24 protein-coding genes are annotated in these 23,179 nt (G+C 63.4%); 12 read left to right on the top strand and 12 right to left on the bottom strand.

The genetic code is table 11. The features are described 5' to 3' along the window. Positions 1-35: 35 nt before the first annotated feature. On the bottom strand, positions 36-1,247 hold the full coding sequence (locus F3J17_RS07070; RefSeq protein ID WP_167055242.1) for a porin: 1,212 nt from the start codon (positions 1,245-1,247) through the stop codon (positions 36-38). Between the two features lie 277 nt (positions 1,248-1,524). Between F3J17_RS07070 and F3J17_RS07065 the strand changes: the two genes are divergently transcribed. The 4 genes from F3J17_RS07065 (at position 1,525) to F3J17_RS07050 (ending at position 6,899) form a co-directional block, all read left to right on the top strand. Continuing rightward, positions 1,525-2,520, top strand: a complete 996-nt coding sequence (locus F3J17_RS07065) for a LysR substrate-binding domain-containing protein (protein WP_167055239.1) — start codon at positions 1,525-1,527, stop codon at positions 2,518-2,520. Positions 2,521-2,660: 140 nt separating this feature from the next. Further along, positions 2,661-4,619 carry a phosphatase PAP2 family protein gene (locus tag F3J17_RS07060; protein WP_167055236.1) on the top strand — a complete coding sequence of 653 codons (1,959 nt, stop codon included), beginning with the start codon at positions 2,661-2,663 and terminating at the stop codon, positions 4,617-4,619. 384 nt (positions 4,620-5,003) lie between these two features. Beyond that, positions 5,004-6,422 carry a PLP-dependent aminotransferase family protein gene (locus F3J17_RS07055; protein ID WP_167055234.1) on the top strand — a complete coding sequence of 473 codons (1,419 nt, stop codon included), beginning with the start codon at positions 5,004-5,006 and terminating at the stop codon, positions 6,420-6,422. A gap of 81 nt (positions 6,423-6,503) precedes the next feature. Next, entirely contained in the window at positions 6,504-6,899 is a 396-nt protein-coding gene (locus tag F3J17_RS07050; protein ID WP_205194666.1) for a Rieske 2Fe-2S domain-containing protein, read from the top strand. Between the two features lie 18 nt (positions 6,900-6,917). On the opposite strand, the gene F3J17_RS07045 is transcribed toward F3J17_RS07050, so the two are convergent. Genes F3J17_RS07045 through F3J17_RS07030 form a run of 4 tightly spaced genes read right to left on the bottom strand, consistent with a single transcriptional unit; the run spans position 6,918 to position 9,595 of the window. Continuing rightward, the gene (locus F3J17_RS07045) at positions 6,918-8,282 is read right to left on the bottom strand and encodes a HAMP domain-containing sensor histidine kinase (protein WP_167055232.1); all 1,365 of its coding nucleotides are present in this window, start codon (positions 8,280-8,282) and stop codon (positions 6,918-6,920) included. Continuing rightward, positions 8,279-9,019 carry a response regulator gene (locus F3J17_RS07040; protein WP_167055230.1) on the bottom strand — a complete coding sequence of 247 codons (741 nt, stop codon included), beginning with the start codon at positions 9,017-9,019 and terminating at the stop codon, positions 8,279-8,281. The genes F3J17_RS07045 and F3J17_RS07040 overlap by 4 nt, the downstream gene beginning before the upstream one ends. Positions 9,020-9,026: 7 nt before the next feature. Beyond that, entirely contained in the window at positions 9,027-9,218 is a 192-nt protein-coding gene (locus tag F3J17_RS07035; RefSeq protein ID WP_167054550.1) for a hypothetical protein, read from the bottom strand. Next, complete coding sequence (locus F3J17_RS07030) at positions 9,215-9,595, bottom strand: GFA family protein (protein WP_167055228.1); 381 nt, start codon at positions 9,593-9,595, stop codon at positions 9,215-9,217. The genes F3J17_RS07035 and F3J17_RS07030 overlap by 4 nt, the downstream gene beginning before the upstream one ends. A gap of 264 nt (positions 9,596-9,859) precedes the next feature. Between F3J17_RS07030 and F3J17_RS07025 the strand changes: the two genes are divergently transcribed. Then, positions 9,860-10,720: a DUF2071 domain-containing protein gene (locus tag F3J17_RS07025; RefSeq protein ID WP_167055226.1), complete on the top strand. Its 861-nt coding sequence runs from the start codon at positions 9,860-9,862 to the stop codon at positions 10,718-10,720. On the opposite strand, the gene F3J17_RS07020 is transcribed toward F3J17_RS07025, so the two are convergent. Then, complete coding sequence (locus F3J17_RS07020) at positions 10,674-11,111, bottom strand: hypothetical protein (RefSeq protein ID WP_205194665.1); 438 nt, start codon at positions 11,109-11,111, stop codon at positions 10,674-10,676. The genes F3J17_RS07025 and F3J17_RS07020 overlap by 47 nt on opposite strands. A 281-nt stretch (positions 11,112-11,392) precedes the next feature. Between F3J17_RS07020 and F3J17_RS07015 the strand changes: the two genes are divergently transcribed. Further along, positions 11,393-11,644 carry a toxin HicA gene (locus tag F3J17_RS07015; protein WP_167055224.1) on the top strand — a complete coding sequence of 84 codons (252 nt, stop codon included), beginning with the start codon at positions 11,393-11,395 and terminating at the stop codon, positions 11,642-11,644. Then, the gene (locus F3J17_RS07010; RefSeq protein WP_167055222.1) at positions 11,641-11,964 is read left to right on the top strand and encodes a toxin-antitoxin system HicB family antitoxin; all 324 of its coding nucleotides are present in this window, start codon (positions 11,641-11,643) and stop codon (positions 11,962-11,964) included. Before F3J17_RS07015 ends, F3J17_RS07010 begins: the two co-directional genes overlap by 4 nt. 8 nt (positions 11,965-11,972) lie before the next feature. Here F3J17_RS07010 and F3J17_RS07005 read toward each other — a convergent pair whose 3' ends face one another. The 3 genes from F3J17_RS07005 to F3J17_RS06995 form a co-directional block, all read right to left on the bottom strand. Continuing rightward, positions 11,973-13,217 (bottom strand): MFS transporter, encoded by a 1,245-nt coding sequence (locus F3J17_RS07005; protein ID WP_167055220.1) that lies wholly within the window; start codon positions 13,215-13,217, stop codon positions 11,973-11,975. Positions 13,218-13,232: 15 nt separating this feature from the next. Continuing rightward, positions 13,233-13,709, bottom strand: coding sequence for a MarR family transcriptional regulator (locus tag F3J17_RS07000; RefSeq protein WP_167055218.1), 477 nt, complete (start codon positions 13,707-13,709; stop codon positions 13,233-13,235). Positions 13,710-13,778: 69 nt separating this feature from the next. Next, a complete protein-coding gene (locus F3J17_RS06995) occupies positions 13,779-14,435 on the bottom strand; it encodes a glutathione S-transferase family protein (RefSeq protein ID WP_167055216.1) in 657 nt (218 codons plus the stop codon). 209 nt (positions 14,436-14,644) lie between these two features. Here F3J17_RS06995 and F3J17_RS06990 point away from each other — a divergent pair, with 209 nt between their 5' ends. Next, on the top strand, positions 14,645-14,971 hold the full coding sequence (locus F3J17_RS06990) for a DUF4148 domain-containing protein (RefSeq protein ID WP_167055214.1): 327 nt from the start codon (positions 14,645-14,647) through the stop codon (positions 14,969-14,971). Between the two features lie 71 nt (positions 14,972-15,042). Here F3J17_RS06990 and F3J17_RS06985 read toward each other — a convergent pair whose 3' ends face one another. Further along, on the bottom strand, positions 15,043-16,152 hold the full coding sequence (locus F3J17_RS06985) for an alkene reductase (RefSeq protein WP_167055584.1): 1,110 nt from the start codon (positions 16,150-16,152) through the stop codon (positions 15,043-15,045). Between the two features lie 293 nt (positions 16,153-16,445). Between F3J17_RS06985 and F3J17_RS06980 the strand changes: the two genes are divergently transcribed. Continuing rightward, positions 16,446-17,393 carry a LysR family transcriptional regulator gene (locus F3J17_RS06980; protein WP_167055211.1) on the top strand — a complete coding sequence of 316 codons (948 nt, stop codon included), beginning with the start codon at positions 16,446-16,448 and terminating at the stop codon, positions 17,391-17,393. A 24-nt stretch (positions 17,394-17,417) separates the two neighbouring features. Here F3J17_RS06980 and F3J17_RS06975 read toward each other — a convergent pair whose 3' ends face one another. Continuing rightward, a complete protein-coding gene (locus tag F3J17_RS06975) occupies positions 17,418-18,305 on the bottom strand; it encodes an SDR family oxidoreductase (protein ID WP_167055210.1) in 888 nt (295 codons plus the stop codon). Between the two features lie 99 nt (positions 18,306-18,404). Here F3J17_RS06975 and F3J17_RS06970 point away from each other — a divergent pair, with 99 nt between their 5' ends. Both F3J17_RS06970 and pstS read left to right on the top strand, forming a co-directional pair. Then, positions 18,405-19,292, top strand: a complete 888-nt coding sequence (locus F3J17_RS06970; RefSeq protein ID WP_167055208.1) for a helix-turn-helix transcriptional regulator — start codon at positions 18,405-18,407, stop codon at positions 19,290-19,292. 290 nt (positions 19,293-19,582) lie between these two features. Beyond that, positions 19,583-20,620: a phosphate ABC transporter substrate-binding protein PstS gene (pstS, locus tag F3J17_RS06965; protein WP_167055206.1), complete on the top strand. Its 1,038-nt coding sequence runs from the start codon at positions 19,583-19,585 to the stop codon at positions 20,618-20,620. 20 nt (positions 20,621-20,640) lie between these two features. Here the strand turns inward: pstS and F3J17_RS06960 are convergent, their stop codons facing one another. Continuing rightward, entirely contained in the window at positions 20,641-21,687 is a 1,047-nt protein-coding gene (locus tag F3J17_RS06960; protein WP_167055204.1) for a LacI family DNA-binding transcriptional regulator, read from the bottom strand. 178 nt (positions 21,688-21,865) lie between these two features. Between F3J17_RS06960 and hisD the strand changes: the two genes are divergently transcribed. Further along, the gene (hisD, locus tag F3J17_RS06955) at positions 21,866-23,179 is read left to right on the top strand and encodes a histidinol dehydrogenase (RefSeq protein WP_167055202.1); all 1,314 of its coding nucleotides are present in this window, start codon (positions 21,866-21,868) and stop codon (positions 23,177-23,179) included.

Raw genomic sequence — 23,179 nt, 5'->3', positions numbered from 1 at the left:
TGCGTGCATGCTGTCGAATATCGAAGCGGCGACACTTAAAAGTTCACGCGAATGCCGGCCATGATGGCCAGTTGCCGATCGGAATTGCTATTCACGAGATTGGGAATCTGCGCGTAATTCGTGCTCGCCCCCGTTTGCGTATCAATGCCCAGCCCTGCGCCCGACGACTTTTGCGCAATCGCCACGGCATACAGCGCCGTCTGCTTCGAGAGCGAATAATTGGTGCCGAGATTGATCTGATGGAAGCGCGTGGAGCTGCCGCCGCTGACCTTCGCATCGTTGAAGATATACGCCGCGCCAACGGTCCATGCAGGCGTCACGGTATAAACCGCGTTGAGTTCGGCGATATCGAACGAGACGTCCGAGCCGGACGGATGCGCACCGCTGGCGAAATACTGGCTGTTTTCAAGGCGCGTATGCGTGTAGACCACGGCGATCGTTGCCTTGTCGATGACGACGGAGCCGCCCGCGCCCCATGCTTTCATTGACGATGCGTTCTGCAACTGGCAATACGACGCATCGGTATTGGAGCAGGTCAGATCGCCGATATAACCGGTCGATCCGCCCAGCGCCGCGTCAAGCGGCTGGTTCAGCGAAAGATAGCCGGCGCTAAGAGAAAACGGCCCTTGATTGTAGGCCGCAGCAAGCGCATAGCCGCGTTTAGCCGAGAAATCTCCAGCCTGTCCGCCAAAGCTAAACGTGCCGCCGAAGGTAAAGCCGCCGAAATTCGCGCTGGTGAATTTGAGCGCGTTATTGAAGTTGAACGCCTCGTTCAGGTTGTCGATGTCGCCGAAATGCGAGCCGTACAGCGTCGCCCAGTTGTTGCTGGACGCGTAGACGCCGAGAAAATCCGAATACGAATCGTACTGGCGCCCGGCTGTGAGCGTGCCGTAGCGCGCATCGCCCAGCCCAACCCACGCCTGGCGATTGAACAGCGAGCCGCTTTGCAGCATCGCGCCGGTGCCGGTGAGGAACTGGTTTTCAAGGTCGAAACTGGCCTTGAGGCCCCCGCCCAGGTCTTCGCTGCCCATCAAACCCCAGCGCGAAGGCACCAGATTGCCGCCGCTCATCTGTACAGCGTGGCCGCCGTGCACGGAGCCGTCGGCGTTGGTCGTCTGCTGGTTGGTCGAATAGATCAGGCCCGCATCCACGGTACCATAGAGCGTCACGCTGCTTTGCGCCGAAGCGCCAGCCGAAACACCCATGAGAAGGACTGCTAATGCCTGACCGGTCAATTTATAGTTCATCGTTGTTTTGAATCGTATTCAGCGTGAGTGGAAGTCCAACGCGTGCCCGCAGCAAACAGACGTGCACGGATGCGCGCGCGAGACCCGGCGGATCGAGGCGTCAGCGCGATGTCGCGCTTCGAGGGCAATGTAGAAGGCCAAAAATTGGCACCGGCAGCACAAATCGGCAACGCGAGTCGCTGAGCGGGCAAACCAGGGTTTGTTTGGAGGGAAGAAAAGGGAGACATCGCCCGGTAAAATTACCCTCGCTCCAGCCCCGCCCCAAGGACCCGATCCGATGAAACTCCACCAGTTGCGCGTGCTGCTCGCGCTCGCGCAGCACGGCAGCATGCATGAGGCGTCGCGCAGCCTGCATGTCTCGCAGCCCGCGCTTTCCAAGGCCGTCGCCGAACTGGAACGCGAACTGGGCGTGACGCTGATCTCGCGTTCCGTGCGTGGCGTGAGCCTCACGAACTACGGTCGCGCGCTCGTCAAGCGCGCGAGCGTCGTCGAGCATGAATTGCGTCACGCGCTGGAAGATATCGAATCAATGCGGGGTCACGCCGAAGCGCAATTGAATATCGGCTTTTCCGCCGTCGCTTCAAGCGGCCCGCTGCCCGAAGCGATCGCGGCGTTTCGCACGCGCTTTCCGTCCGTGACGATTCGCGCCTATGAGTTGCGCCCGCAACAAATACTCGAAGGCCTGCGTGAAGGCCATCTCGATCTCGCGCTCATATCGACCAATAGCGGCCCGGGCGCCGGGGCGTTCCAGTGGGAACCCCTCTTTTCCGTGGGCATGGTCGTGGCCGCGCGTCCCGGTCATCCATTGGGCCGCGTCACCCGCATCCGTTCGCTGGCCGAGGCGCAATGGCTCACGCTCGATCCACTCGACGATCCCGGCAGCCCGCTTGCGAGCCTCATGCGACTGCATCGACTGGAAATGCCGCGCGACGTCGTGCAAAGCAGTTCGAACCTGCTGGGCCTGCAACTGGCCACGCGTACGGATCTCATTAGCGTGTGGTCCGATTTCGTGTTCTATGGCGGCGTGGGCCCGCTGGCGCTCAATCCCGATGCGCTAAAGCCGCTGCCAATCCGTGACGAATTGCCAGATTACGACGTCTTTATGGTCTATCGCTCGACCGATCTGATGACGCAAACCTGCCTTGAATTCAGTAAGGAAATCCGCCACCGCGGGCGGCAGATGGTATCGCCGCGCGTGGCGGCACAAGCCGCATCCAACGGGACTTCGCGCGTTAAAAAGGCGTCCGGCGCATCAACCGATGCACCAAAATGAGGCCTCCATTACTTACGCGCTTTAACATATGAGTAATAAATTCGTAATTGGGGAGTAATTACCTGTAACGATAATCCGCCGCCGTGAATTCAATTTTCTAACGCTCGTTCGCGAGCTTTCACGACGACGGAGCCCCTTGAATGTCTGCTTCACGCACCCGTTTTCCGCTGCGCCTCGCGGTGCTTTCCAGCGTTGCCGCGCTGGCCGCCTGCGGTGGCGGCAATAACAATAATTCGACGACTGCCGCCACGCCGGCCCCGCCCGCCGATCCGGGTTTCGTCGACGCAGCGCCCATTCCCGACGTCCCCGCTTTCGTCGACAACATCGCCACCAACCAGCGCGGCGATGCGCGCTACGCGACGCTCGCCACCAACGCCGGCGTGCGCGTGGTGGCGCGCTTTCTCGACCTCTGGCAACCGCTTACGCTGCTCGTCGACGCGGGCGTCTCTGCGACTGCAAACGGCTCCTTCCCGGCGGTCACGCAATCGACGTGGACCGGCCTGCCCAACGACGGCACGCCGGGCGGCGCGATTCTGAACAGCACCGTGCTCGGCGCGAACGTGCAGTACGTTGTCAACGCAACGACCAGCCGCACCCAGGCGCAGGCCGATGCGGCCTATTACGACGACCGTCGCGGCAAAGGCTACAGCGTGACTGACGGCATGGGCCCGCTCACCAGCGTCTGGCGCGCGGCTGCGCAGCAGACCACCAGCATCACCTCGATTCCCAGCGACGCCACCACCACGCTCTACAACGATTCGGGCAATAACGTCGGTGTGGGCAGCAGCACCAATACGAGCTTCGGGCAGGTCGTGGATCTGCTCAACACGATGGGCAATAACGCCTCGACGGAACCGGCCAAGCGCTTCTACAAGTACGCGCGGCCGTTCCGCTGGAGCACCAGCGTCGTGGTCGATCCCACGCTGGTGCCTGCAATCAGCACCGCTCCCGCGACCGATGGTGGCTTCATCAGCGGCCACGAAGCCGAAGCGATGCGCGACGCCATGACGATGGCCTACCTCGTGCCTGAGCGCTTCCAGGAAATGGCCAGCCGCGGTCTGGAACTCGGCGAAAACCGCATTCTTGCGGGCATGCACTCGCCGCTCGACGTGATCGGCGGGCGCATGTTCGCGCTTGCGGCCACGGCGGCCAATCTCTACGATCCGGCCAACGCCACGCTCAAGAGCGCCGCCTACACGCAGGCGCATAACACGCTCATGCAGTTGACCAGCACGAGCGCGACCACCTTCGCGGCTTACGCGCATTCGGGCACCAGCACGACGGACCGCTTCGCCAATTACGCGACCAACAAGAGCGAATTCGCGCGCCGCATGACCTTCGGCTTCTCGCAGATCGAATCGACCGAAGCGCCGCCCGTGGTGCCTAAAGGCGCGGAAGTGCTGCTTGAAACGCGCTTTCCGTATCTGAGCGCCGATCAACGCCGCGTGGTGCTGAAGACCACCGAACTCGCATCGGGCTACCCCGTGATGGACGATGCGGAAGGCTGGGGCCGCCTGAACATGTTCGCCGCCGCCGACGGTTACGGCGTGTTCAACGGCAACGTGAGCGTGTCGATGGACGCCACCAAGGGCGGCTTCAACGCGGCCGACACGTGGCGCAACGATATCTCCGGCACGGGCAAGCTCACGCTGCAAGGCAGCGGCACGCTCAAGCTCGCGGGCAATAACACCTTTAGCGGCGGCTCGCAGGTGAGCGGCGGCGTGCTCGAAGCGGATTCGGCCAATGCGTTCGGCAGCGGCGATGTGTACGTGGGTGGCAATGGCGGCGTCGCAGTCGCCGCAAGCGCCACGCCGGTGACGGTCAACGGCAAGTTCACGCAGCTCGCCAACACCACGCTCGAACTGTCGCTCGACGGCAATGGCGGTGGACGTCTGCGCGTGGGCGGGCAGCTCACCATCGCAGGCGGCACGCTGCACGTGAAATTCGTCAACGGTTACACGCCCAAGGCCGGCGATACGCTCGACCTCATCGACGGCAGCGGCGGCGCAAAGCAATTCACGACCATCAACGTGGATGGCTTCAAGGCCACGCCGGTTTATACGAACACGGGCGTTTCGGTGAAGCTCTCGGCTTCGTAATTAATTTAGACGTAAAAAAACCCCAGCGCGTCGACACGCTGGGGCTGAGTGCTTGCCGCGCAAACGGAAAAATTCAGGCAAAAACTAGCCGCAAGCTCTGCGGGTTTTAAGGGGTGATGACCCAGGGCACTCGCGCAGTTATCCGCATGCCCGATGTCGACAGATTGGATGTAAGTAGCATCAGGCACGGATGTCATTATTCAAGTTAGCCATTGCAGCGTATAGAAGCAGTTGCGCGCAGCGTCATCGCAGCAGCGCGCAAAATGTCGCAGGTTTATCGCACGTTTAACGCATCCGGACATCGTCCGGACATGAGGATTCCGTAGCAGATTCGCACGCGTCATCGTAGGATGCAGGCTTTATCGCTATTACGTCGTGCGCCGCATGCATCGCTACGAAACCCTCGCGCACACCATGGCCGAAGAGATCCGCTCCGGCAGCATTCCGGTGGGTGCGCGCATGCCCTCCCTGCGCCATGTGATCGCGCAACACGGCGTAAGCCAGGCCACCGCCACGCGCGCCTACTATCTGCTGGAAGAATGGGGGCTCGTGCGCGCGCAGGAGCGCTCGGGCTACTACGTCGCGCCGGGCGCGGGCGTCATGGCAGTCGAACGCACGCCGCTCGCCGCCGCAGGCAAGGTCGATATCAGCGATCTGGTGTTTTCCGTGCTCGATGCCGCGCGCGAACCGGATATCGTGCCGCTCGGCTCGGCGTTTCCTTCGCCGCAACTCTTCCCGCTCGAACGGCTCGCGAAATCGCTTGCCACTGCTTCGCGCAACCTCAATCCGTGGAGCACGGTGGTCGATCTGCCGCCCGGCAACGAGGCGCTGCGCCAGCAGATCGCGCTGCGTTACATGGGGATCGGCATCGCCCAGCCGATGGACGAAATCGTCGTGACCAACGGCGCGCTCGAAGCGCTCAATCTCTGCCTGATGGCGGTCACGCGGCCCGGCGACTGCGTTGCGGTGGAATCGCCCGGTTTTTACGCCGCTTTGCAGGCGATCGAACGGCTCGATCTGCGCGCGGTGCCGATTCGCGTCGATCCTGTCACGGGCCTCGATCTCGATGCGCTCGCCGCCGCGCTGGAAAACCATCCGATCCGCGCGTGCTGGTTCATGACCAATTTCCAGAATCCCACTGGCGCAACGCTTTCCGTCGAGAAAAAACGTACGCTGGTCGAATTGCTTGCACGCCACGAGATCCCGCTGATCGAAGACGACGTCTACGGCGAGCTGCATTTCGAATCTGACTACCCGCTGCCCGCGCTCGCGTTCGATACGCAAGGGCTCGTGATGCACTGCAGTTCGTTTTCGAAGACGCTGGCGCCGGGCTATCGCATCGGCTGGACGGCTGCCGGCCGCTATGCGCAGAAGGTGCAGCGGCTCAAGCTCATGTCCACGCTTTCCGCGAGCATTCCGGTGCAGGCAGGCATGGCCGATTATCTGCAACACGGCAGCTACGACCGCCATCTGCGTAAAGTGCGCGCGGCGCTGCTGGCGCAACTGGGCGACATGGAGCGCGCGATCCGCCGCTGGTTGCCGCGCGGCGTGCGCTACGCGCGGCCACGCGGCGGCTATTTCGTGTGGCTCGAATTGCCCGAGGCCATCGACGCGATGGCCTTGCATCGCCTCGCCATTGCGAGCGGCGTGAGTCTCGCGCCGGGGCCGATCTTTTCGCCGGAACATGGCTTTCGCAACTGCATCCGTCTGAACTTCGGCCACCCGTGGAGCGAGCCCATCGAGGCCGCGATGCGCACACTCGGCAGACTGCTCGCCGACCCGGCGGTACGCATACCGTTGTAACGCCGCCTCGGCGTGAATGCCGAATCGGCGGTCGATGTCGTAAGATAGGTTTTTTGATGCTTTCTGGATGGATCGACACGTATGCCACTTTCGGGACGGGGTGCGAGCGCTGCGCGGCAGTTTGAAGAAGACGCGATGGACTGGTCGGCGCTCTGCGCGAGCGACGAGGTGGCCGACTGCACGGCGCGCGCGGTGACGCTCGGGGCCGCAAGGCTGGTGGTCTGGCGCGACGGCGAAGGCGGCGTGCACGTCTGGGACGATCGCTGCCCGCATCGCGGCGATCCGCTGTCGGGCGGCAGCGTGAACGGCGGCCTGCTCACCTGTCCCTCGCATGGCTGGCGTTTCGACGTGAACGGCCAGCAGGTACGCATGCTGACCGTGGCGTCGCCGCGCTGCATGAGCGCGAACGACGCCACGGTCTATCCGGCGTGTGAACGGGATGGGCTGATCTGGGCTTGCGTCACGTCGCCAGCATAAAGCGGCCCATGCTGCCGGTCATGCGCGTTTGAGCACGAGACGCGCTTCCAGCCCGCCGCCGGTGCGGTTATGCAGCGAGAGCTGCGCGCCCATCGCCACCGCCAGTTGCCTTGCGATCGCCAGGCCCAGGCCAGTGCCGCCCGTGCCGCGATTGCGCGACGTTTCGAGCCGGTAGAACGGCTCGAACACTTTCTCCAGCGACTCCTCCGGAATGCCCGGCCCACGATCCATCACCGAAATCGTGACCTGGCCGTCGCCGGGACCTTCGACCAGCGCAATTTCCGCCGCACCCGCGAACTTCAGCGCGTTATCCACGAAATTGCCGACGATGCGCTTGAGCGCCTGGGCGCGCGTCACCACCGCCAGCGGCGCGCGGGTGTCGTAACGCACGTCGCTGCCGGCATCGATGTAGTCGCACACGATGCTGTCGAGCATCGAATCCAGATCGAGCCGCACTGGCACTTCCGCCGCGCCGTGCAGCGTGCGTGCATAGGCGACGCCTTCCTTGACTAGCTGCTCCATCTCCTGCAGATCCTGGCGCAGACGCGTGGCCTGGGTGTCGTCGTCCATCACGTCGACACGCAGACGCATGCGCGTGATCGGCGTCTGCAGGTCGTGCGAGATGGACGCGAGTATCTGCATGCGCTCGGCCATGTAGCCGGAGATACGCGCCTGCATCGCATTGAATGCACGCGCCGCGCGAGCGACTTCCGACGGCCCGTTTTCGTCCAGATGCTCAGCCTTGAGATCGGGGCCGAGCGTATCGGCGGCCTTGGCGAGCGCATTCAGCGGCCGCGTCGCCACGCGCACCGCCAGATAGCAGCACACCGCCAGCACGATCAGTTGCACCGCCAGCACCAGCGGCAGCCAGCGCGAGAGCGGCAGCGCATGCTGAGGGCGCACGTCGATGGTGAGCGGCGTGCCGTCGCTCAGACGTAGATGCACCTGAAAATTCTCGCCGTTGCCGGGGATCGCATTGGCCGTCATGGCGTAGTGCTTGCCGATGCCCTTCGAGATCGCCGATTCGTAGCGCATCGACAGTTGCGCGTCGGGCGCAACGCCTTGCACGCCCTCGCCCAGCACGAACATATAGCTGCGTCGCGCGAGCTTCGGCAGCCAGGCGGCGCGTTCGGCGGGCGGCAGATTGTCGAGCAGCGCCACGGAGCTGGCCACCTCGCGCTCGACGTAATCCATCATCATGTTGGCCGTGGTTTCGTCGCGCTCGGTGAGCGTGAGCCAGACCGAAAGCGTCTGCGCGAGCGCGAGACCCACGCAGAGAATCAGCGCGAGCCGCGCGAACAGCGTGCGCGGCCAGTGCAGCAGATGGCGCGCCGGGTTTTCGCCCAGGGCGGCCGCTGGCGCAGCATGCGTGGCGGCGCTCATGGCGTCCCCTCAATCGCGCTCACTGTCGCCGAAAACACATAGCCCTCGTTGCGCAGCGTCTTGATGTAGCGCGGTTCGCGCGCACCATCGCGCAGGCGCTGGCGCAGACGGCTCACGAGCAGATCGATGGAGCGGTCGAACGCATCGGCCTGACGCCCTTGCGTGAGGTTGAGCAACTGGTCGCGCGTGAGCACGCGCTGCGGATTGTCGAGAAACACGCGCAGCAGGCGATATTCCGCTCCGGAGAGCGCCACCAGCGTGCCTTCCTCGTCGAGCAGATGGCGTGCCGTGGTGTCCAGCCGCCATTCGCCGAAGCCTAGCATCGGCGCGGTTTCCGTCACCTGCATGCCAGGCGGCAGCATGCGCGTGCGGCGCAGCACCGAACGGATGCGCGCGAGCAGTTCGCGCACGGCGAACGGCTTGGACAGATAGTCGTCGGCGCCCATTTCAAGGCCGACGATGCGGTCGGTTTCCTCGCTGCGCGCCGTGAGCATGAGCACCGGCACCGCGCGGAAGCGGCTCGCGCGCAGGTCGCGGCACAGCACGAGACCGTCTTCGCCAGGCATCATCAGGTCGAGCACGATGAGGTCCGGCGCGCCATTTTCGAGCGCCTGACGCATCTCGCGGCCATTGGCGGCTAGCGACACGCGAATGCCGTTCTTTTCGAGGTAATCCGCAATCAGTTCGCGGATGCCGCGATCGTCGTCGACGATCAGGATGTGGTCGATTTTTTCCATGCGCCGATCATACTCCGCGCTGTGCCGGACGACGCGTAAGGCGGCGGCGTCGGCGCTCGTTCGGGTTGGCCGCCGGATCGTCGTCCGGTTCGAGGGTTTCGCGCCGCGTGGCCGGGGCCATCGTGCAGACGAGCGGATGCACCGCTTCGTTGGCGAGACCGCCTGCCAGCAGCGCGAGCATCGCAAAGAGCCGCTTCATGCGTCCTCCACCACGGAAACCACCGAAAGACTCGCGCCATCGTTCAAACCTGCTTCCAGCGCGTAGACGTCCACGCCCTCCAGACAGCCCAGATTCACACGCCAAAGTTTGGGATCCTTTCGCGTCTGATGAAACGGATAAATACCGCAGTGCTTGCAGAAATAGTGCTTCGCTACGCGGGTGTTGAACTGGTAGAGCGTGAGGTCTTCTTCGCCGCGCGTGATGGTGAGTTCGGCGGCCGCAAACGGCGGCGACATCAGCGCGCCCTTGCGGCGGCACAGGCTGCAGTTGCAGCGCGAAGCGGGCGTAAGCGCGGTGCGGACTTCGAAGCGCACAGCGCCACAGTGACACGAACCGTGCAGGACCTCGGCGTTCATGGACGTTCTCCTCGATGCATTCGATTGCGATGGAAGCTTTATAGCGCAGCGCGAAGAACGCTTTGTATCCCAATGTATCCGTCTGTCCCGGCGACACAAAATATTGCACGGCGAACGTGAAAAGCGGGTTTTTTGCGCCTGGCCATGCGCGCTGGATTGCCATGAGCCGGGATGGACAATCAGCCGACGTGACTCGATGGCCTCGGGGCATACTGCGCGTCTTCGTTTGAAACCAGTCCCCCTCTTTCGCGCCGGAGTTCCTGTTTGTTCACCAACGAATTCGTTTCGCCCTCAAGTGGCTTTACCAGCGTTGCCGCCGAAAAGCTGATCAACTGCCGCTCGCTGCTGCGCGCACGCCGCGCCGTGCTTGGGCGGTTGCCGTTCCCGACACTGGCGAGCGATGTCGTCGACATTGTGTATTGCACCTGGAGCGTCGATCTCGCACGCATCGAAGCGGCCAGGCTCGTACCGCCCGGCGTCGAGCTCGCGCAACGCGACGGCAAGACGCTCTTCACGATCCTCACCTACGCGCACCGTCACTTTGGCCCGGCGCTAGCCGGCCCGTTGCGGCGGCTCTTTCCATCGCCGCTGCAAAGCAACTGGCGCTTCTATGTCGACCGATTCGACGGCGCCAACGTCGCAGAGCCTACCGTTCTGTTCGTCAAGAACGTGGTCGATCAATGGGTTTATGCCATCGGCAGCCGTGTGTTCAGCGACGCGCTGCCCTCGCATCTTCCTGAGCGCTTCGAGCATTGCGCCCAGGCAGATGGCTACAGCACGCTCATCACGGGTGGGCGAGGAAGCGCGCCGGGGTTCCGCTGCGACGCGCGGCGCACGTCGGTGCGCGCCGTGCCGGCCGAATTTGGCGCTTTTTTTGGCTCATGGGATGAAGCAGTCGCGCAGCTATGCCTTCAGGATGCAGCGCTATCGCATGTCGAGGATTGTGGGCGGCTCGCGCATGCGCGCATAGATTTGCCTATCGATCTGCGTAGCGCTCAGCCGCTCGAAGTCGCGCCTTCGGCGGTGGGCAGTGCGTTTCTCGACGGTATCGGCGCGACGGGTTCGCCGTTTTGCTTCGTTATCCCAGGCGCACCGTTTCGCGTGATTTCGGAACGTCTGATTTAAGCGCATCGATGGGGCCGCGCAAGCGAAACGGCCTCGCCGCCAGCGGCGTCATCGCCAGCACCGCGACACAAAACGCAAGCTGGGAAACATAGAACGTCGCCAGCCACTGCCCATGGCGCGCGACGTACCAGCCGTTGTGCAGCACATCGCACACGATGATCGCGACCGTCAGCGCGAGCCCCGCACGCGGGCGCACAAAAAGCAGCAGCGCGGCGAGCGGATCGAGCAGCGTGAGCGCGGCCCAGAAAACCCTGCTGGCGAACACGGCGTCGTCGCCGTAGCCGTAGTCCCAGAGCAGCCCGTGCGCTGCGATGGCCCGCGCGTGATTGAGGGTCGCGGCGAGCAGGCAGAGCGCGAAGAACGCGCGAATGACAAGAGAGCGACGATGCATCGGGCGGGCGGTTCCGTTAATGAGAAGGCGCGAAGGCTAGCGGCTCGGGAAGCGTAGCAGGTCTGCGCCCGCAGCTTGATTGCCCGACCGCTGGCCATCCGGCCAGGTGTTGCGCGCCGGATCCCCTTCTTAAGATTTCAGCGTCGGACTCGATCCCGCAGTCCCCTCTTGTTTCGCCACCATTCGCACTTCCGCCGTGCGCGCGCCGACCATGACGGCGCGCAAATTCGCGCCACGCGAGCCCTGCACCCGGCTTGACGAATGGTGTCAATAGTGACACCATGAGACACGAACAGAAAATACTCGAGCAGATGCGCGGCGAGCCCGCCAATGTGCGATTCAACGACCTCTTCAAGGTGTGCGAGACGTATTTCGGCGCGGCGCGTCAGTCCGGCTCCAGTCATGCGGTTTTTAAAATGCCGTGGCCAGGCGACCCGCGCGTGAATATCCAGAACGATCACGGCAAGGCCAAGGTGTATCAAGTGCGCCAGGTTCTCGAAGCGATCGACAAGCTCAAGGAGCTGCAATCATGAAGCACGACCACTACACGTATCGCATCTCGTGGTCCCCTGAGGATGAGGAACACGTTGGGCTGTGCGCGGAGTTTCCCTCGCTGTCATGGCTCGACAAGTCGCCCGAAGGCGCGCTCGCCGGTATCCGCCGCCTGGTACACGAAACCGTGCAGGAAATGACGGCCGACGGCGAGAAGGTGCCCGATCCCATCGCGGATCGCAGCTATAGCGGCATCTTCAAGGTGCGGATTCCGCCAGCGGCCCATCGCGCGCTGGTGATCCAGGCCACCGAAGAAGGCGTGAGCCTCAACCGCCTCGCCAGCGCAAAGCTCTGCGCGTAATTGTCACGTCAATTCGCGCGGTCTACCGGATCTGCCGGGTTCAGGCGACCGCGCGTCATCACCCAGATCGCCACCGCTGCCGCCGCGAATCCAGACGAGGCCCCAACCAGCAATGCCCAGCGCGGCCCCCAATGGTCGGCCACCCAGCCGACGATCGGCGCGCCAATGGGTGTACCGCCCAGCGCCACGGCCAGGCGGATCGCGAGTACGCGCCCGCGCATCGAAGGCTCGGTGGAGAGCTGCATGAGGCTGTTGGTTTCCGTCATGACCGTCAGCGACGCCACGCCAATCACCACCAGCGCTGCGCCAAACCAGCCATAGCTGGGCGCAATCGCCGCCAGCACACAGCCCACCCCGAACATCGCCGATGCAATCAGCAGCGATGCAAAACGCGGGTTGCTGCGATGCGCGCCGAACAGCGCGCCCGAGACCGTGCCCACCGCCATCAGCGATGAAAGCAGGCCATAGCCGCCCGCGTCGGCGTGAAAGACGCGCACGGCCATCGTCGAAATGAAGATCGGAAAATTCAGGCCGAAGGTGCCGATCAGAAACAGCATGACCACGATCGCTTTCAAGTCCGGGCGCGACCACACGTAGCGAAATCCCGCCACGAGGTTGCCCTTGGCGGGCTTGGCGCGCGAGCGCATGCGCAATTCGTGCGAGCGCAGCCGCGTGAGCGACACCAGCACGGCGACGAAAGACAGCCCATTGAGCACGAACGCCCAGCCGACGCCCACCGATGCGATCACAATGCCCGCCACCGCCGGTCCGACCATGCGCGCGGCGTTGAACGAGGTCGAATTGAGCGCGACCGCGTTGGCGAGGTCGGAATCGCCGACGAGTTCAGAAACGAAGGTCTGTCGCACCGGCGAATCGAACGCCGTGGTGGTGCCAAAGAGGAAGGCGAACAGATAGACGTGCCAGAGCTGGACGACGCCCGTGATCGTCAGCAAGCCCAACGCCAGCGCGAGAACGCCGAGTATCGCCTGCGTGAACATCAGCAGGCGGCGCTGATCGAAGTGATCGGCCGCGTAGCCCGACCAGGGCAGAAACAGCAATTGCGGCCCGAACTGCAGGCCCATCACCACGCCCACTGCCGCCGCGCTGTGATGCGTGAGGCCCGTCAATACGAGCCAGTCCTGCGCAGTGCGCTGCATCCAGGTGCCGACGTTGGACACCAGGGCGCCCGCCGACCACACGCGATAGTTGAAGCTGCGCAGCGAACGGAACATGCCGGTGGCGGAATCGCTCATGGCTGGCCTCCGTCCTTAGGGCTGCACGAGCCGCTGAAGCAGCGCGATGGCGTGAGCGAGTTCCGTCTGTTCGAGGCCGGAAAGGCGCGCTTCGATCGTGCGCGCGAGCCAGTCCTGGCGCGCCGCACGGCTTTCGCGCATCCAGTTAGCGAAGACATCCGTGAGCGACCAGAGCGTTTGCCGCCCATCGGCTGGGTCCGGCGCGCCGGTCAGCAATCCCGTCGATTCCAGCGCGGCGACCACGGTGCCCATCGACTGCGGGCGCATGCCTTCCGCGCGTGCGAGGCTGGATACCGTCGCCGGGCCATCGCGTTCCAGCCGTTGCAGGACCGCCAGTTGGGACGGCGTGAAATCGCCTGCGCTCGCCTGCTCGCGCAGCCGCCGTTTGAGCTTGCCGACCAGCGCGCGCAGATCGCCCGCGAGGGCGTCAGCCTGGGCGGAAACGGGTTGAGCGTCGGGTCGCGTCGTGCTGGAGGTCGGATGAGAGGTCATGCGCGCATTCTAGATAATATGAAGCTAAACTGCAAAGCTAGGCTTCATATCTGCGCGCCGTGATGCGTGTTAAGGCGTTCCGTTGAATAGCGCCAGTTGCGCGGCGAAAGCCCGCTGGTAAGCACTCCGCGCCTCGCCGCGCGCGACATAGGCGCTGAGATCCGGATACTCGTCCAGCAAACCGGACGCCCTCAGACGCAGCAAAACCGACACCATCATCAGATCGCCCGCGCTGAACGCGCCGTCGAGCCATTCGGCTTTGCCAAGGCGCCTGGAAAGATCACCCAGGCGCTCGCGAATTCGATCCCCGACGAGCGGCAGGCGTTGCTCGAACCAAGGCTTATCGCGTTCCTGAAACTTGAGGGTCTGGAGTTCGAGGATGGGCGGCTCGACCGTGTTGAGCGCGGCAAAGAGCCAGCTCATCGCGCGTGCCCGGGCGTTGGCGTCGGCGGGTAGCAGCCCGGCGTGGTGCTCTGCGATATGCAGAACAATCGCGCCCGATTCGAACAGAACAAGATCGCCCTCCTCATAGGTGGGAATCTGCCCAAACGGATGCAGCGCCCGATGCGCGGGTTCCTTCATCGCGCTGAACGAGACGAGGCGAACCTCATACTGCTGGCCTGCTTCTTCGAGCGCCCAGCGCACGCGCATGTCGCGCGCGAGTCCCTTGCCGCGATCGGGCGAGCGTTCGAAAACGGTGATAACGGGGATCGATTGATGTCTCATGCCGGTGTCTCCTGTTGGGTTATCTCTGTCGACGTTCGAGAGCGGGTCGAATCGACATCGTCTGCGCAAACCCGCCAATCCTTCCACCACGTGGAAGAATGCTTTTCGGAGATCATGGTTAACCCCAGGCGTCCAAACTCCTAGACTTTGCTCATCGGTTGCAGCGAATCCGCCGCATCGAATACCAAAGCACAATGGAGGTTGTCATCATGAAGTCCCTGATTCAAGCCGTTGCAGTTGCCGCTGCCCTTATCGTTCCGGTTGCGTCGTTTGCCCAGTCGAATGTGTCGTCGAACGGTCCGGTGACCCGCGCTCAGGTTCGCGCCGAACTGGTCCAGCTCGAAAAGGCCGGTTATAGCCCCGCACGCGGCAACGATCCGCACTATCCGGACGATCTGCTTGCCGCCGAAGCCAAGGTTGCCGCGCAGAACAACGCCGTTGGCGGCGTCGCGGATGGTTCATCGGCTTCGGGCGCCGCGGTTGCTGCAGCGCGCCCGGCCTACGACGGCATGAAGCCCGTCTACTTTGGCCAATAAGCCAGCATGACTAAAACGCCAAGGGCCGCGCGACGCTCGCCGTGCGGCCCTCGGCATCTGAAAGCCCCCACTCACGCCGTAACGGCGTCCTCGGCGAAGAACGGGTAGTCGGTGTAACCCACCGCAGTGCCGCCGAAAAACGTTGCGCGGTCATACGGATTCAACGGCAACTGCTTGCGCAGACGCTCCGGCAGATCCGGATTCGCGATGAAGTGCCGCCCGAACGCGACCAGATCCGCGTCGCCTGATTGCACGATCGCTTCAGCGCTTGCGCCATCGAAACCGCCCGCCGCAATGATCGGGCCGTGGAACACCGCGCGCAGCGTCTTCGCAGCCACCGGCGCCTGGTCGCGCGCACCGTCCTCGATATTGCCGGCGATGCGCGGCTCGATCAGATGCAGATACGCAATGCCCAGCGCGTTCAATTGCGCGGCAACGTAGGCGAACAGCGCTTGCGGATCGCTATCGGACATATCGCCCCACGAACCGCTCGGGCCAAGCCGCACCGCCACTTTATCCGCGCCCCAGACGTCGATCACGGCGCGCGTCGTATCGAGCAGCAGACGCGCACGATTCTCAATCGACCCACCGTATTCGTCGGTGCGCTGGTTGCTGCCGTCCTGCAGAAACTGATCGAAAAGATAGCCATTGGCTGCGTGCAGTTCGACACCGTCGAATCCTGCCGCAACGCCGCGCTTTGCGGCCTCACGAAAACGCTCGACGACACCCGCCACTTCCGCGGTTTCCAGCGCGCGATTTGGCGTATTCGGCACCCAACCCGCTGCCGTGTAGGCCACGCCGCCGTGCGCCACTTCGGACGGCCCGACCGGGCGGCCACCGTTGGGCTGCAATTGCGCATTCGATTGCCGGCCCGCGTGATAAAGCTGCAGGAAGATCTTGCCGCCTTTGGCGTGCACGGCGTCGGTGACGGTTTTCCAGCCGGCGATCTGGCTATGGTCGTAAAGACCGGGCGCGCCGAGATAACCGTTGCCTTCCGGCGCGGCGATGGTCGCTTCGCCGATCAGCAAGGCGCCGGCCGAAGTCCGTTGTGCGTAGTATTCGGCCATCAGCGGGCCGGGGCGTGCGCCTTCCTCGGCGCGCATGCGGGTCAGCGGCGCGAGGACGACGCGATGCGAAAATGCATACGAGCCGACTTTGACTTGCGAAAAGAGCTTGGACATTTCGAGCTTGGACATTTCGTTCTCCATCATTCCGTTTAGCGGTTGCGTCTTGCCGAGGACCGGCGACGCTTGAGACGAAATGTAGACGGGCGGCCGTGCGGGAAAAACGGCCTGGCGGTGCGCTCACCCCGGACACGCCTGTCCGCAATCGCGCTGCGCCCTTTGGCGACGGGCCTGTGCGGATTATTCAGGCAAGCCGAATAGTCATGTCGCCCATGTGGCGTTGATCGCGCCGCATGCCGTTGCGCTCATGCACAATCAGGTTCCCGAACGCCCACAGGAATGGCCTCGCGATGACCGAACCCGAACGCGCTACAACCATCGGCGTCACCCGCACGTCCGGAGCGCTCGATCATATGAGCGGCTTGGTGGTGTTCACCCGCGTGGCGGAAACACTGAGCTTTGCGCAGGCGGGGCGGCAACTCGGGCTGTCGGCATCGGCAATCGGCAAGGCGGTGGCGCGGCTGGAAACGCGGCTCGGCGTGCGGCTCTTTCATCGCAGCACGCGCAGCGTGCGCCTCACGCCTGAGGGCGAGCTGTTTCTGGCGCGCTGCCAGCGCATCCTCGGCGAAATCGAGGAAGCCGAATCCGAACTGGCGATTTCACGCGCAAAGCCAATGGGGCGTCTGCGCGTGAGTATCCCGCTCGTCGGCACTTTGCTGATGCCGGTGCTGTCGGCGTTCATGCACGCGTATCCGGAAGTGCAACTCGATATCGACTTCAGCGATCGGATGGTCGATATCATCGAAGACGGTTTCGACGTGGTGCTGCGTACCGGCGACGCCGTCGATTCGCAACTCACGATGCGCACGCTCGGCCATTACACGCATCTGATCGTGGGCGCGCCCGCTTATCTCGCGGCGCGCGGCGAACCGGCCACGCCCGAAGAACTGACTGCGCACGCCTGCCTGCAGCACCGGTTTTCGCGTTCCGGGCGTCTGCGACGCTGGACTTTCGTGCGCGACGGCGCAACCTTCGACGTCGACCTGCCCTCGACGGCCATCGCCAGCGCGGTGGAACCGCTCATCGCGCTGGCCGAAGCGGGACTGGGTTTGGCGAACGTGCCCGATTACACCGTGCGCAGACAACTCGCCGATGGCTCGCTGGTCGCCGTCCTGCGCGATTTCACGGCAGACCGGATTCCATTTCGCGCGCTATGGCCTTCGGGGCGCATGACGCCGCCGAAGGTGCGCGTGTTCGTCGACTTCCTGCATCAACACCTGTTTCCGGACGCGGCGTAATCAAACGGCACGATCGCGGCATCGTTACAGATAGCGCGCCTGATCCAGATCCGAAATCAGCGACGGCCCGACCGGTTTCCAGCCCAGACGCGCCTGCGTCAGCGCACTGGAAGCCGGCATATCCAGGCTGACGAACATCGCCATCCAGCCGAACTGCGCCTGCGCCTCATCCGGCGAAATCGACACGACCGGCAGCTTGAGACCACGCCCGAGCGATTCGGCGATCTCGCGGCTGCTGACGCCTTCCTCGCCTACAGCGTGATAGCGCGCGCCCGGGAGCGCCTTTTCGATTGCCAGCCGATACAGCCGCACGGCATCGGTTAGATGCCCGGCCGGCCAGCGGTTGCGGCCTTCGCCGATATAAGCGACCGCGCCTTTCTCGCGCGCAATCGCGATCAGCGGTGTAATCAGCCCTTGCTTAAGCGGGTTATGCACTTGCGGCAGGCGCATCACCGAGACGTTCACGCCAGCGTCGAGCAGCGCGTTGCCCGCGATTTCCGAGCCGATGCGTGGATTCGGATGCTGCGCGTTGAAAACATCTTCGCTTGCGGGTTCGCCGTGCTCGCCGCTGCCCACACCCGTGCCCGAGGTGATCAATAGCGGCCGGTCCGAGCCCTGCAATACCGATCCCAGCGCCGCGATGGCGCGCTTGTCCTTCTCGCAGTTTTCGACGAATCGCGAGAAGTCGTGATCGAACGCGGCGTGAATCACGGCGTCCGCGTTTTCGGCGCCGCGCTTCAGGCTTTCGACGTCTTCGAGCGTGCCAAAGTGGGGTTGAGCGCCCGCCGCCTTAAGCGCCTGCGCGCCCGCGTCCGAGCGGGTCATGCCGATCACCTGATGACCCGCCTCAATCAGTTCCGGAACAAGGGCCGAGCCGATAAAACCGGTCGCACCCGTCAAAAAGATTCGCATCGTCAGCTCCTTCTGGTCGTGACCTGCGCACTATCTGCCGAATCTTTATTCCGTTAAAGTAGTGACGTTATCATGGTAAAACGACTAACAGGAATGGCCATGTCAGTCACCACCGCCACCTCGCTCGGCGACTTCCTGAAGAGTCGCCGCACGCGGCTCGATCCCGCGAGCTTCGGCTTTTCCGGCCGTCGGCGCACGCCTGGCCTGCGCCGGGAAGAGGTCGCGCAACGGGCGAATATCAGCCCCACCTGGTACACCTGGCTCGAACAGGGACGCGGCGGCGCGCCCTCGGCCAGCGTGCTCGAACGCATCGCCAGTGCGCTCATGCTCACCAACACCGAGCGCGAACATCTCTTCATGCTGGCCTTGGGCCGACCGCCGGAGGTTCGCTATCACGCCGTCAACGACGTCCATCCGCGCCTGCAGCGGTTTCTCGATTCGCTGCAATCGAGTCCCGCCATCATCAAGAATCCCGTGTGGGACGTGGTCGCCTGGAATCGCGCAGCGGCGGTCGTGCTAACCGACTACGGCGCGCTGCCGCCCAACGGGCGCAATATCCTGCGCTTTCTGTTTGGCAACGCCGACGTGCGCGCGAAGCAGCACGACTGGGACAGCGTGGCGCGTTTTGTCGTGGGCGCGTTCAGAGCGGATGTGGCGCGCGCGGGTCTGGTGTCCGAGGCGGGAAAACTCGTCGATGAACTGAGTGCCGCGAGCCCGCAATTCGCAGCGCTTTGGCGCGAGAACGATCTGCATAATCACGCCGATGGCGGTGTCAAAAAACTGCTGCATCCCAAGCTTGGGCCGATCGAGCTGGAGTATTCGGCGTTCGCAGTCGATGGGCGGCCCGATCTGGGCATGATCGTTTATACCCCGCTCGACAACGAGATGGCCGAGCGCATCAAGACGCTTGCGGAAACTACGACGCTGGGCGCAAATTCCACCGAACCTACGCCGACGATAGAATTCGCCGCCGTCTCATCAGACTAAATCGGCTGGCTCATGGTGAGCCTTTTTGATTTTCTTATTCAGGATTGCAAATCTTCATTCGCAAATCTTCAATACGGCGAAGACAGCGCGCGCGATAGCTTGATTCAATTTGAATAGCGACTGTCACCGTCCTGTAATGGTGAGAATGTGGCGAATCGCCGGGCATGAATCTGGAATAACCAGGTTTGCAATCCAGGCGATCTTTGATTCGTCCACGTTCGACCGGGATCGATTTGCCCGGCACAACAAACTCCGCGACGTTTTAAAGCGCGATCAAGCCGGAGATAACCATGAGACCAGCTCGCCCTCTGTTTTTTGGGCTGATATTCGGCTTTTGCGCGCTCACCGCTCACGCCGACGGTGTGACGGGAGCGGGAAGCACACTCGCCGCCCCGCTCTATGCACGATGGGCTGCCGAATATCGGCAATCGGGCGGCGGTAAAGTGGTCTATCGCGGCACGGGTTCTTCCGAAGGGCTCAAACAGGTCATCGCCCATGAGGTGGATTTCGCAGGCTCCGATGCGCCGCTCACCGAAGACGAGCTCAATCACCATGGCCTTCAACAATTCCCCACCGCGATTGGCGGCGTCGTGCCCGTCGTCAATCTACCGGGAATCAAGGCCGGACAAGTGATATTGACGGGCGAAGTGCTCGGCAATATTTTTCTCGGCAAAATCCAGTATTGGGACGATCCAGCCATCGTGCGTTTGAATCCGCAGATCAAAATGCCGGATACGCCGATTGCGGTCGTGCGTCGTCAGGACGGTTCAGGTACGACGCTGATCTGGACGCACTATCTCTCCCAGGTCAGCCCCGAATGGAAACGTCGCGTAGGCGAAGGCACCAGCGTTCATTGGCCACTGGGAATTGGCGGTAAAGGCAATGAAGGCGTTGCGACCTATGTGGGTTATCTGCCCGGCGCAATTGGCTATGTTGCATGGGATTTTACGAAGCAGAATCATCTAACCTATGTGGCGATGACCAATTTTGCGGGCGCGGTGGTGCAGCCCGGACCGCCCTCGTTCAATGCCGCGGTCGCCAGCGCCAACTGGACGACTTCGCTTGCCCCGGCCTTGACCAATCAGCCGGATCACAATGCCTGGCCCGTGGTTGGCGCGACCTACGTGTTGCTGCACGCAGCACCGGAAGGCTCCGGAAACACCGATGCGACCTTGAAGTTTTTCGACTGGGCCTTTGCGCACGGCGCAGCCGCGATCCAGACGCTCGATTACGTGTCGCTGCCTGAGACCGTGGTGGCCCGTATTCGCGCGCAATGGACCGATGCCTCGCACAGTGACCTGATGCACAAGGCCGTCGCCGCCAAATGACATCCCGCTACGATCAGCGATCAGGCGACCGGCCCGGTCGAATCGCGCCTGAGTAGCTGAATCGGCAGCACGTCGCGCGTGGGCGCGCCCATGCCGCCCGCGCGGATGCGCTCAACGAGACGCCGCGCGGCGGTGCGCGCCATTGCCTCGACCGGTTGCCGGATCGACGTCAAGCCCACTAGCGGCGAACCCGCCAGCGGCATATCGTCGAAGCCGATGATCGACAGTTGATCCGGCACGGCGATGCCTCGGCGGCTCGCGGCTTCCAGCACCCCCAGCGCAATTGTGTCATTGCCCGCGACGATGGCAGTCACCGGCCTGCTCTCGCCCAGCAGCGACATCGTGCTGGAATAGCCAGCCTCGGTCGTGTAGTCGCCCCACATGATCGAGAGCGCGTCAGCCGGCAAGCCCGCGCCTTGCAGCCATTCGATCGCGCCGCGCGCGCGGTCGCGGCTCGTGGACGTATTTTTTGGCCCCATCACCAGCCCCATGCGGCGATGGCCGAGTTGATAGAGATGCTCGGCCGCCACCGCGCCCGCATGCACGTTATCGATCTCGACGGTATCCACGGCCACGTCGTCCACCGAGCGCACCACCAGCACGAGCGGAATGCCGCGTCTTTGCATTTCGGCGACCACGGGCGAATCGAGCGTCGCCGTCGCGAACACGAGGCCATCGAGATAGCCGTCGATCAGCGGACGAAATGCGAGGAGATTGCCCGCGTCGTTCATGGGATCGATCATCAGCGTGATCTGGTAGCCGAACTCCTGCAACGCGTCATGCAGATGCGTGAGCAGCACCGTCATGAAGCGGTTGTGCAGCGCGCCCACCACCACGCCAATCAGCTTCGTTTCCGATTTGCGGCCGCGCCGCCCTTGCGAAGGGATCCGGTAGCCCAGTTCGGCCGCCACCGCCTGCACGGCGCTGCGCGTTTGATCGCTAATGGCGGGATGACCCGCGAGCGAGCGCGAGACCGTCGAGACCGAGACGCCCAGCCGCTCGGCCACGTCGTCGAGCCGGACTTTCGCCGCCTTCGGCCGGCCTACTCTATTTGCATTTTTTTGCATGATTGTTTCCGGATTGCAGCGCCCACAAACCCTGTATCGACGGGAGTACCAGGGTAATTTCGGACTATTTGCACTGCATTTGCATAAAAGCTTGCGCTAAATTTGCGTCCAATCGTAGCGCAACGCCAAAGCAAACGGCAACGCAAATCAACCGGTCCTCACCTCCCCAGGAACCATCATGGCAATCCAGTTTTTGAAGCACGGCCGCACCGCCGAAGCATCGTCGCAGGACGCCGCCAGCGTGCGCGACACCGTCACGGGCATCCTCGCCGATGTCGCGGCGCGCGGCGACGCAGCGGTGCGCGAACTCTCCGAGAAATTCGATAACTGGTCGCCGGAGCGCTTCCGTCTCTCCGAAGACGAGATCGCTGCATGCGTGCGCTCGCTCTCGCAAGGCCAGCTCGAAGACATCAAATTCGCCCAGGCCCAGGTGCGCAATTTTGCACAGGCGCAGCGCGAATCGATCCGCGATATCGAAGTCGAAACGCTGCCGGGCGTGGTGCTCGGCCACAAGAACATGCCGGTGGACAGCGTCGCCTGCTACGTGCCGGGCGGCAAGTTTCCGCTCGTCGCGTCCGCGCATATGGGCGTCGTGACAGCCAAGGTGGCGGGCGTGCCGCGTATCATCACCGCCTCGCCGCCCGTGCAGGGCCGCCCCAATCCCGCTGTGATCGCGGCGATGCACCTGGGCGGCGCGGACGAGATCTACACCTTCGGCGGCGTGCAGGCGATCGCCGCGATGGCGCTCGGCACGCAGAGCATCGATCCGGTATCGATGGTGGTCGGTCCCGGCAATGCGTTCGTCGCCGAAGCGAAGCGTCAATTGTTCGGCCGCATCGGCATCGATCTGATTGCCGGTCCCTCCGAAACGCTGGTCATCGCCGACGACAGCGTGGACGCCGAACTGTGCGCAACCGACCTGCTCGGTCAGGCCGAACATGGCTACAACACGCCCGCGATCCTGCTGACGAACTCGCTGCAACTCGCGAAGGACACCATTGCCGAAGTCGAGCGCATCCTGAAGATCCTGCCCACGGCCAACACCGCAGGCGTATCGTGGCGCGATTTCGGCGCGGTGATCGTGGTGGACAGCTACGAGGAAATGGTTCAGGAAGCTGACCGCATCGCGTCCGAACACGTGCAGGTCATGACGCGCGACCCGGATTACTTCCTGAACAATATGAAGAACTACGGCGCGTTGTTCCTTGGCGCGCGCACCAACGTGGCGTTCGGCGACAAGGTGATCGGCACCAATCACACGCTGCCGACGGGCAAGGCCGCGCGCTATACCGGTGGTTTGTGGGTCGGCAAGTTCATCAAAACCTGCACCTATCAGAAGGTACTGACCGATGAAGCCAGCGCGCTGATTGGTTCGTACTGCTCGCGACTGTGCGCCATCGAAGGGATGACCGCACACGGCGAACAGGCGAATATCCGCGTGCGCCGCTACGGCCAGCAGGACGTGCCTTACGGCTCGGCCGTGCCGGCCTGA

The organism is Burkholderia sp. Ax-1719, assembly GCF_011753055.1.
GTDB lineage: Bacteria > Pseudomonadota > Gammaproteobacteria > Burkholderiales > Burkholderiaceae > Paraburkholderia.
The sequence above is the reverse complement of the archived record's forward strand: the minus strand, read 5'-3'. Positions and strand labels throughout refer to the sequence as shown.

Excerpts from the sequence above, each read along its gene's own strand:
- F3J17_RS07040 (WP_167055230.1), bottom strand. The coding sequence starts at position 9,019 with ATGGAAAAAATCGACCACATCCTGATCGTCGACGACGATCGCGGCATC.
- F3J17_RS07060 (WP_167055236.1), top strand. The coding sequence starts at position 2,661 with ATGTCTGCTTCACGCACCCGTTTTCCGCTGCGCCTCGCGGTGCTTTCC.
- F3J17_RS06970 (WP_167055208.1), top strand. The coding sequence starts at position 18,405 with ATGTCAGTCACCACCGCCACCTCGCTCGGCGACTTCCTGAAGAGTCGC.
- F3J17_RS07055 (WP_167055234.1), top strand. The coding sequence starts at position 5,004 with ATGCATCGCTACGAAACCCTCGCGCACACCATGGCCGAAGAGATCCGC.
- F3J17_RS07050 (WP_205194666.1), top strand. The coding sequence starts at position 6,504 with ATGCCACTTTCGGGACGGGGTGCGAGCGCTGCGCGGCAGTTTGAAGAA.
- F3J17_RS07005 (WP_167055220.1), bottom strand. The coding sequence starts at position 13,217 with ATGAGCGATTCCGCCACCGGCATGTTCCGTTCGCTGCGCAGCTTCAAC.
- hisD (WP_167055202.1), top strand. The coding sequence starts at position 21,866 with ATGGCAATCCAGTTTTTGAAGCACGGCCGCACCGCCGAAGCATCGTCG.
- F3J17_RS07070 (WP_167055242.1), bottom strand. The coding sequence starts at position 1,247 with ATGAACTATAAATTGACCGGTCAGGCATTAGCAGTCCTTCTCATGGGT.
- F3J17_RS07020 (WP_205194665.1), bottom strand. The coding sequence starts at position 11,111 with ATGCATCGTCGCTCTCTTGTCATTCGCGCGTTCTTCGCGCTCTGCCTG.
- F3J17_RS07035 (WP_167054550.1), bottom strand. The coding sequence starts at position 9,218 with ATGAAGCGGCTCTTTGCGATGCTCGCGCTGCTGGCAGGCGGTCTCGCC.
- F3J17_RS06995 (WP_167055216.1), bottom strand. The coding sequence starts at position 14,435 with ATGAGACATCAATCGATCCCCGTTATCACCGTTTTCGAACGCTCGCCC.
- F3J17_RS07045 (WP_167055232.1), bottom strand. The coding sequence starts at position 8,282 with ATGAGCGCCGCCACGCATGCTGCGCCAGCGGCCGCCCTGGGCGAAAAC.
- F3J17_RS06975 (WP_167055210.1), bottom strand. The coding sequence starts at position 18,305 with ATGCGAATCTTTTTGACGGGTGCGACCGGTTTTATCGGCTCGGCCCTT.
- pstS (WP_167055206.1), top strand. The coding sequence starts at position 19,583 with ATGAGACCAGCTCGCCCTCTGTTTTTTGGGCTGATATTCGGCTTTTGC.
- F3J17_RS06960 (WP_167055204.1), bottom strand. The coding sequence starts at position 21,687 with ATGCAAAAAAATGCAAATAGAGTAGGCCGGCCGAAGGCGGCGAAAGTC.
- F3J17_RS07000 (WP_167055218.1), bottom strand. The coding sequence starts at position 13,709 with ATGACCTCTCATCCGACCTCCAGCACGACGCGACCCGACGCTCAACCC.
- F3J17_RS07015 (WP_167055224.1), top strand. The coding sequence starts at position 11,393 with ATGAGACACGAACAGAAAATACTCGAGCAGATGCGCGGCGAGCCCGCC.
- F3J17_RS06980 (WP_167055211.1), top strand. The coding sequence starts at position 16,446 with ATGACCGAACCCGAACGCGCTACAACCATCGGCGTCACCCGCACGTCC.
- F3J17_RS07065 (WP_167055239.1), top strand. The coding sequence starts at position 1,525 with ATGAAACTCCACCAGTTGCGCGTGCTGCTCGCGCTCGCGCAGCACGGC.
- F3J17_RS06990 (WP_167055214.1), top strand. The coding sequence starts at position 14,645 with ATGAAGTCCCTGATTCAAGCCGTTGCAGTTGCCGCTGCCCTTATCGTT.
- F3J17_RS07030 (WP_167055228.1), bottom strand. The coding sequence starts at position 9,595 with ATGAACGCCGAGGTCCTGCACGGTTCGTGTCACTGTGGCGCTGTGCGC.
- F3J17_RS06985 (WP_167055584.1), bottom strand. The coding sequence starts at position 16,152 with ATGTCCAAGCTCTTTTCGCAAGTCAAAGTCGGCTCGTATGCATTTTCG.
- F3J17_RS07010 (WP_167055222.1), top strand. The coding sequence starts at position 11,641 with ATGAAGCACGACCACTACACGTATCGCATCTCGTGGTCCCCTGAGGAT.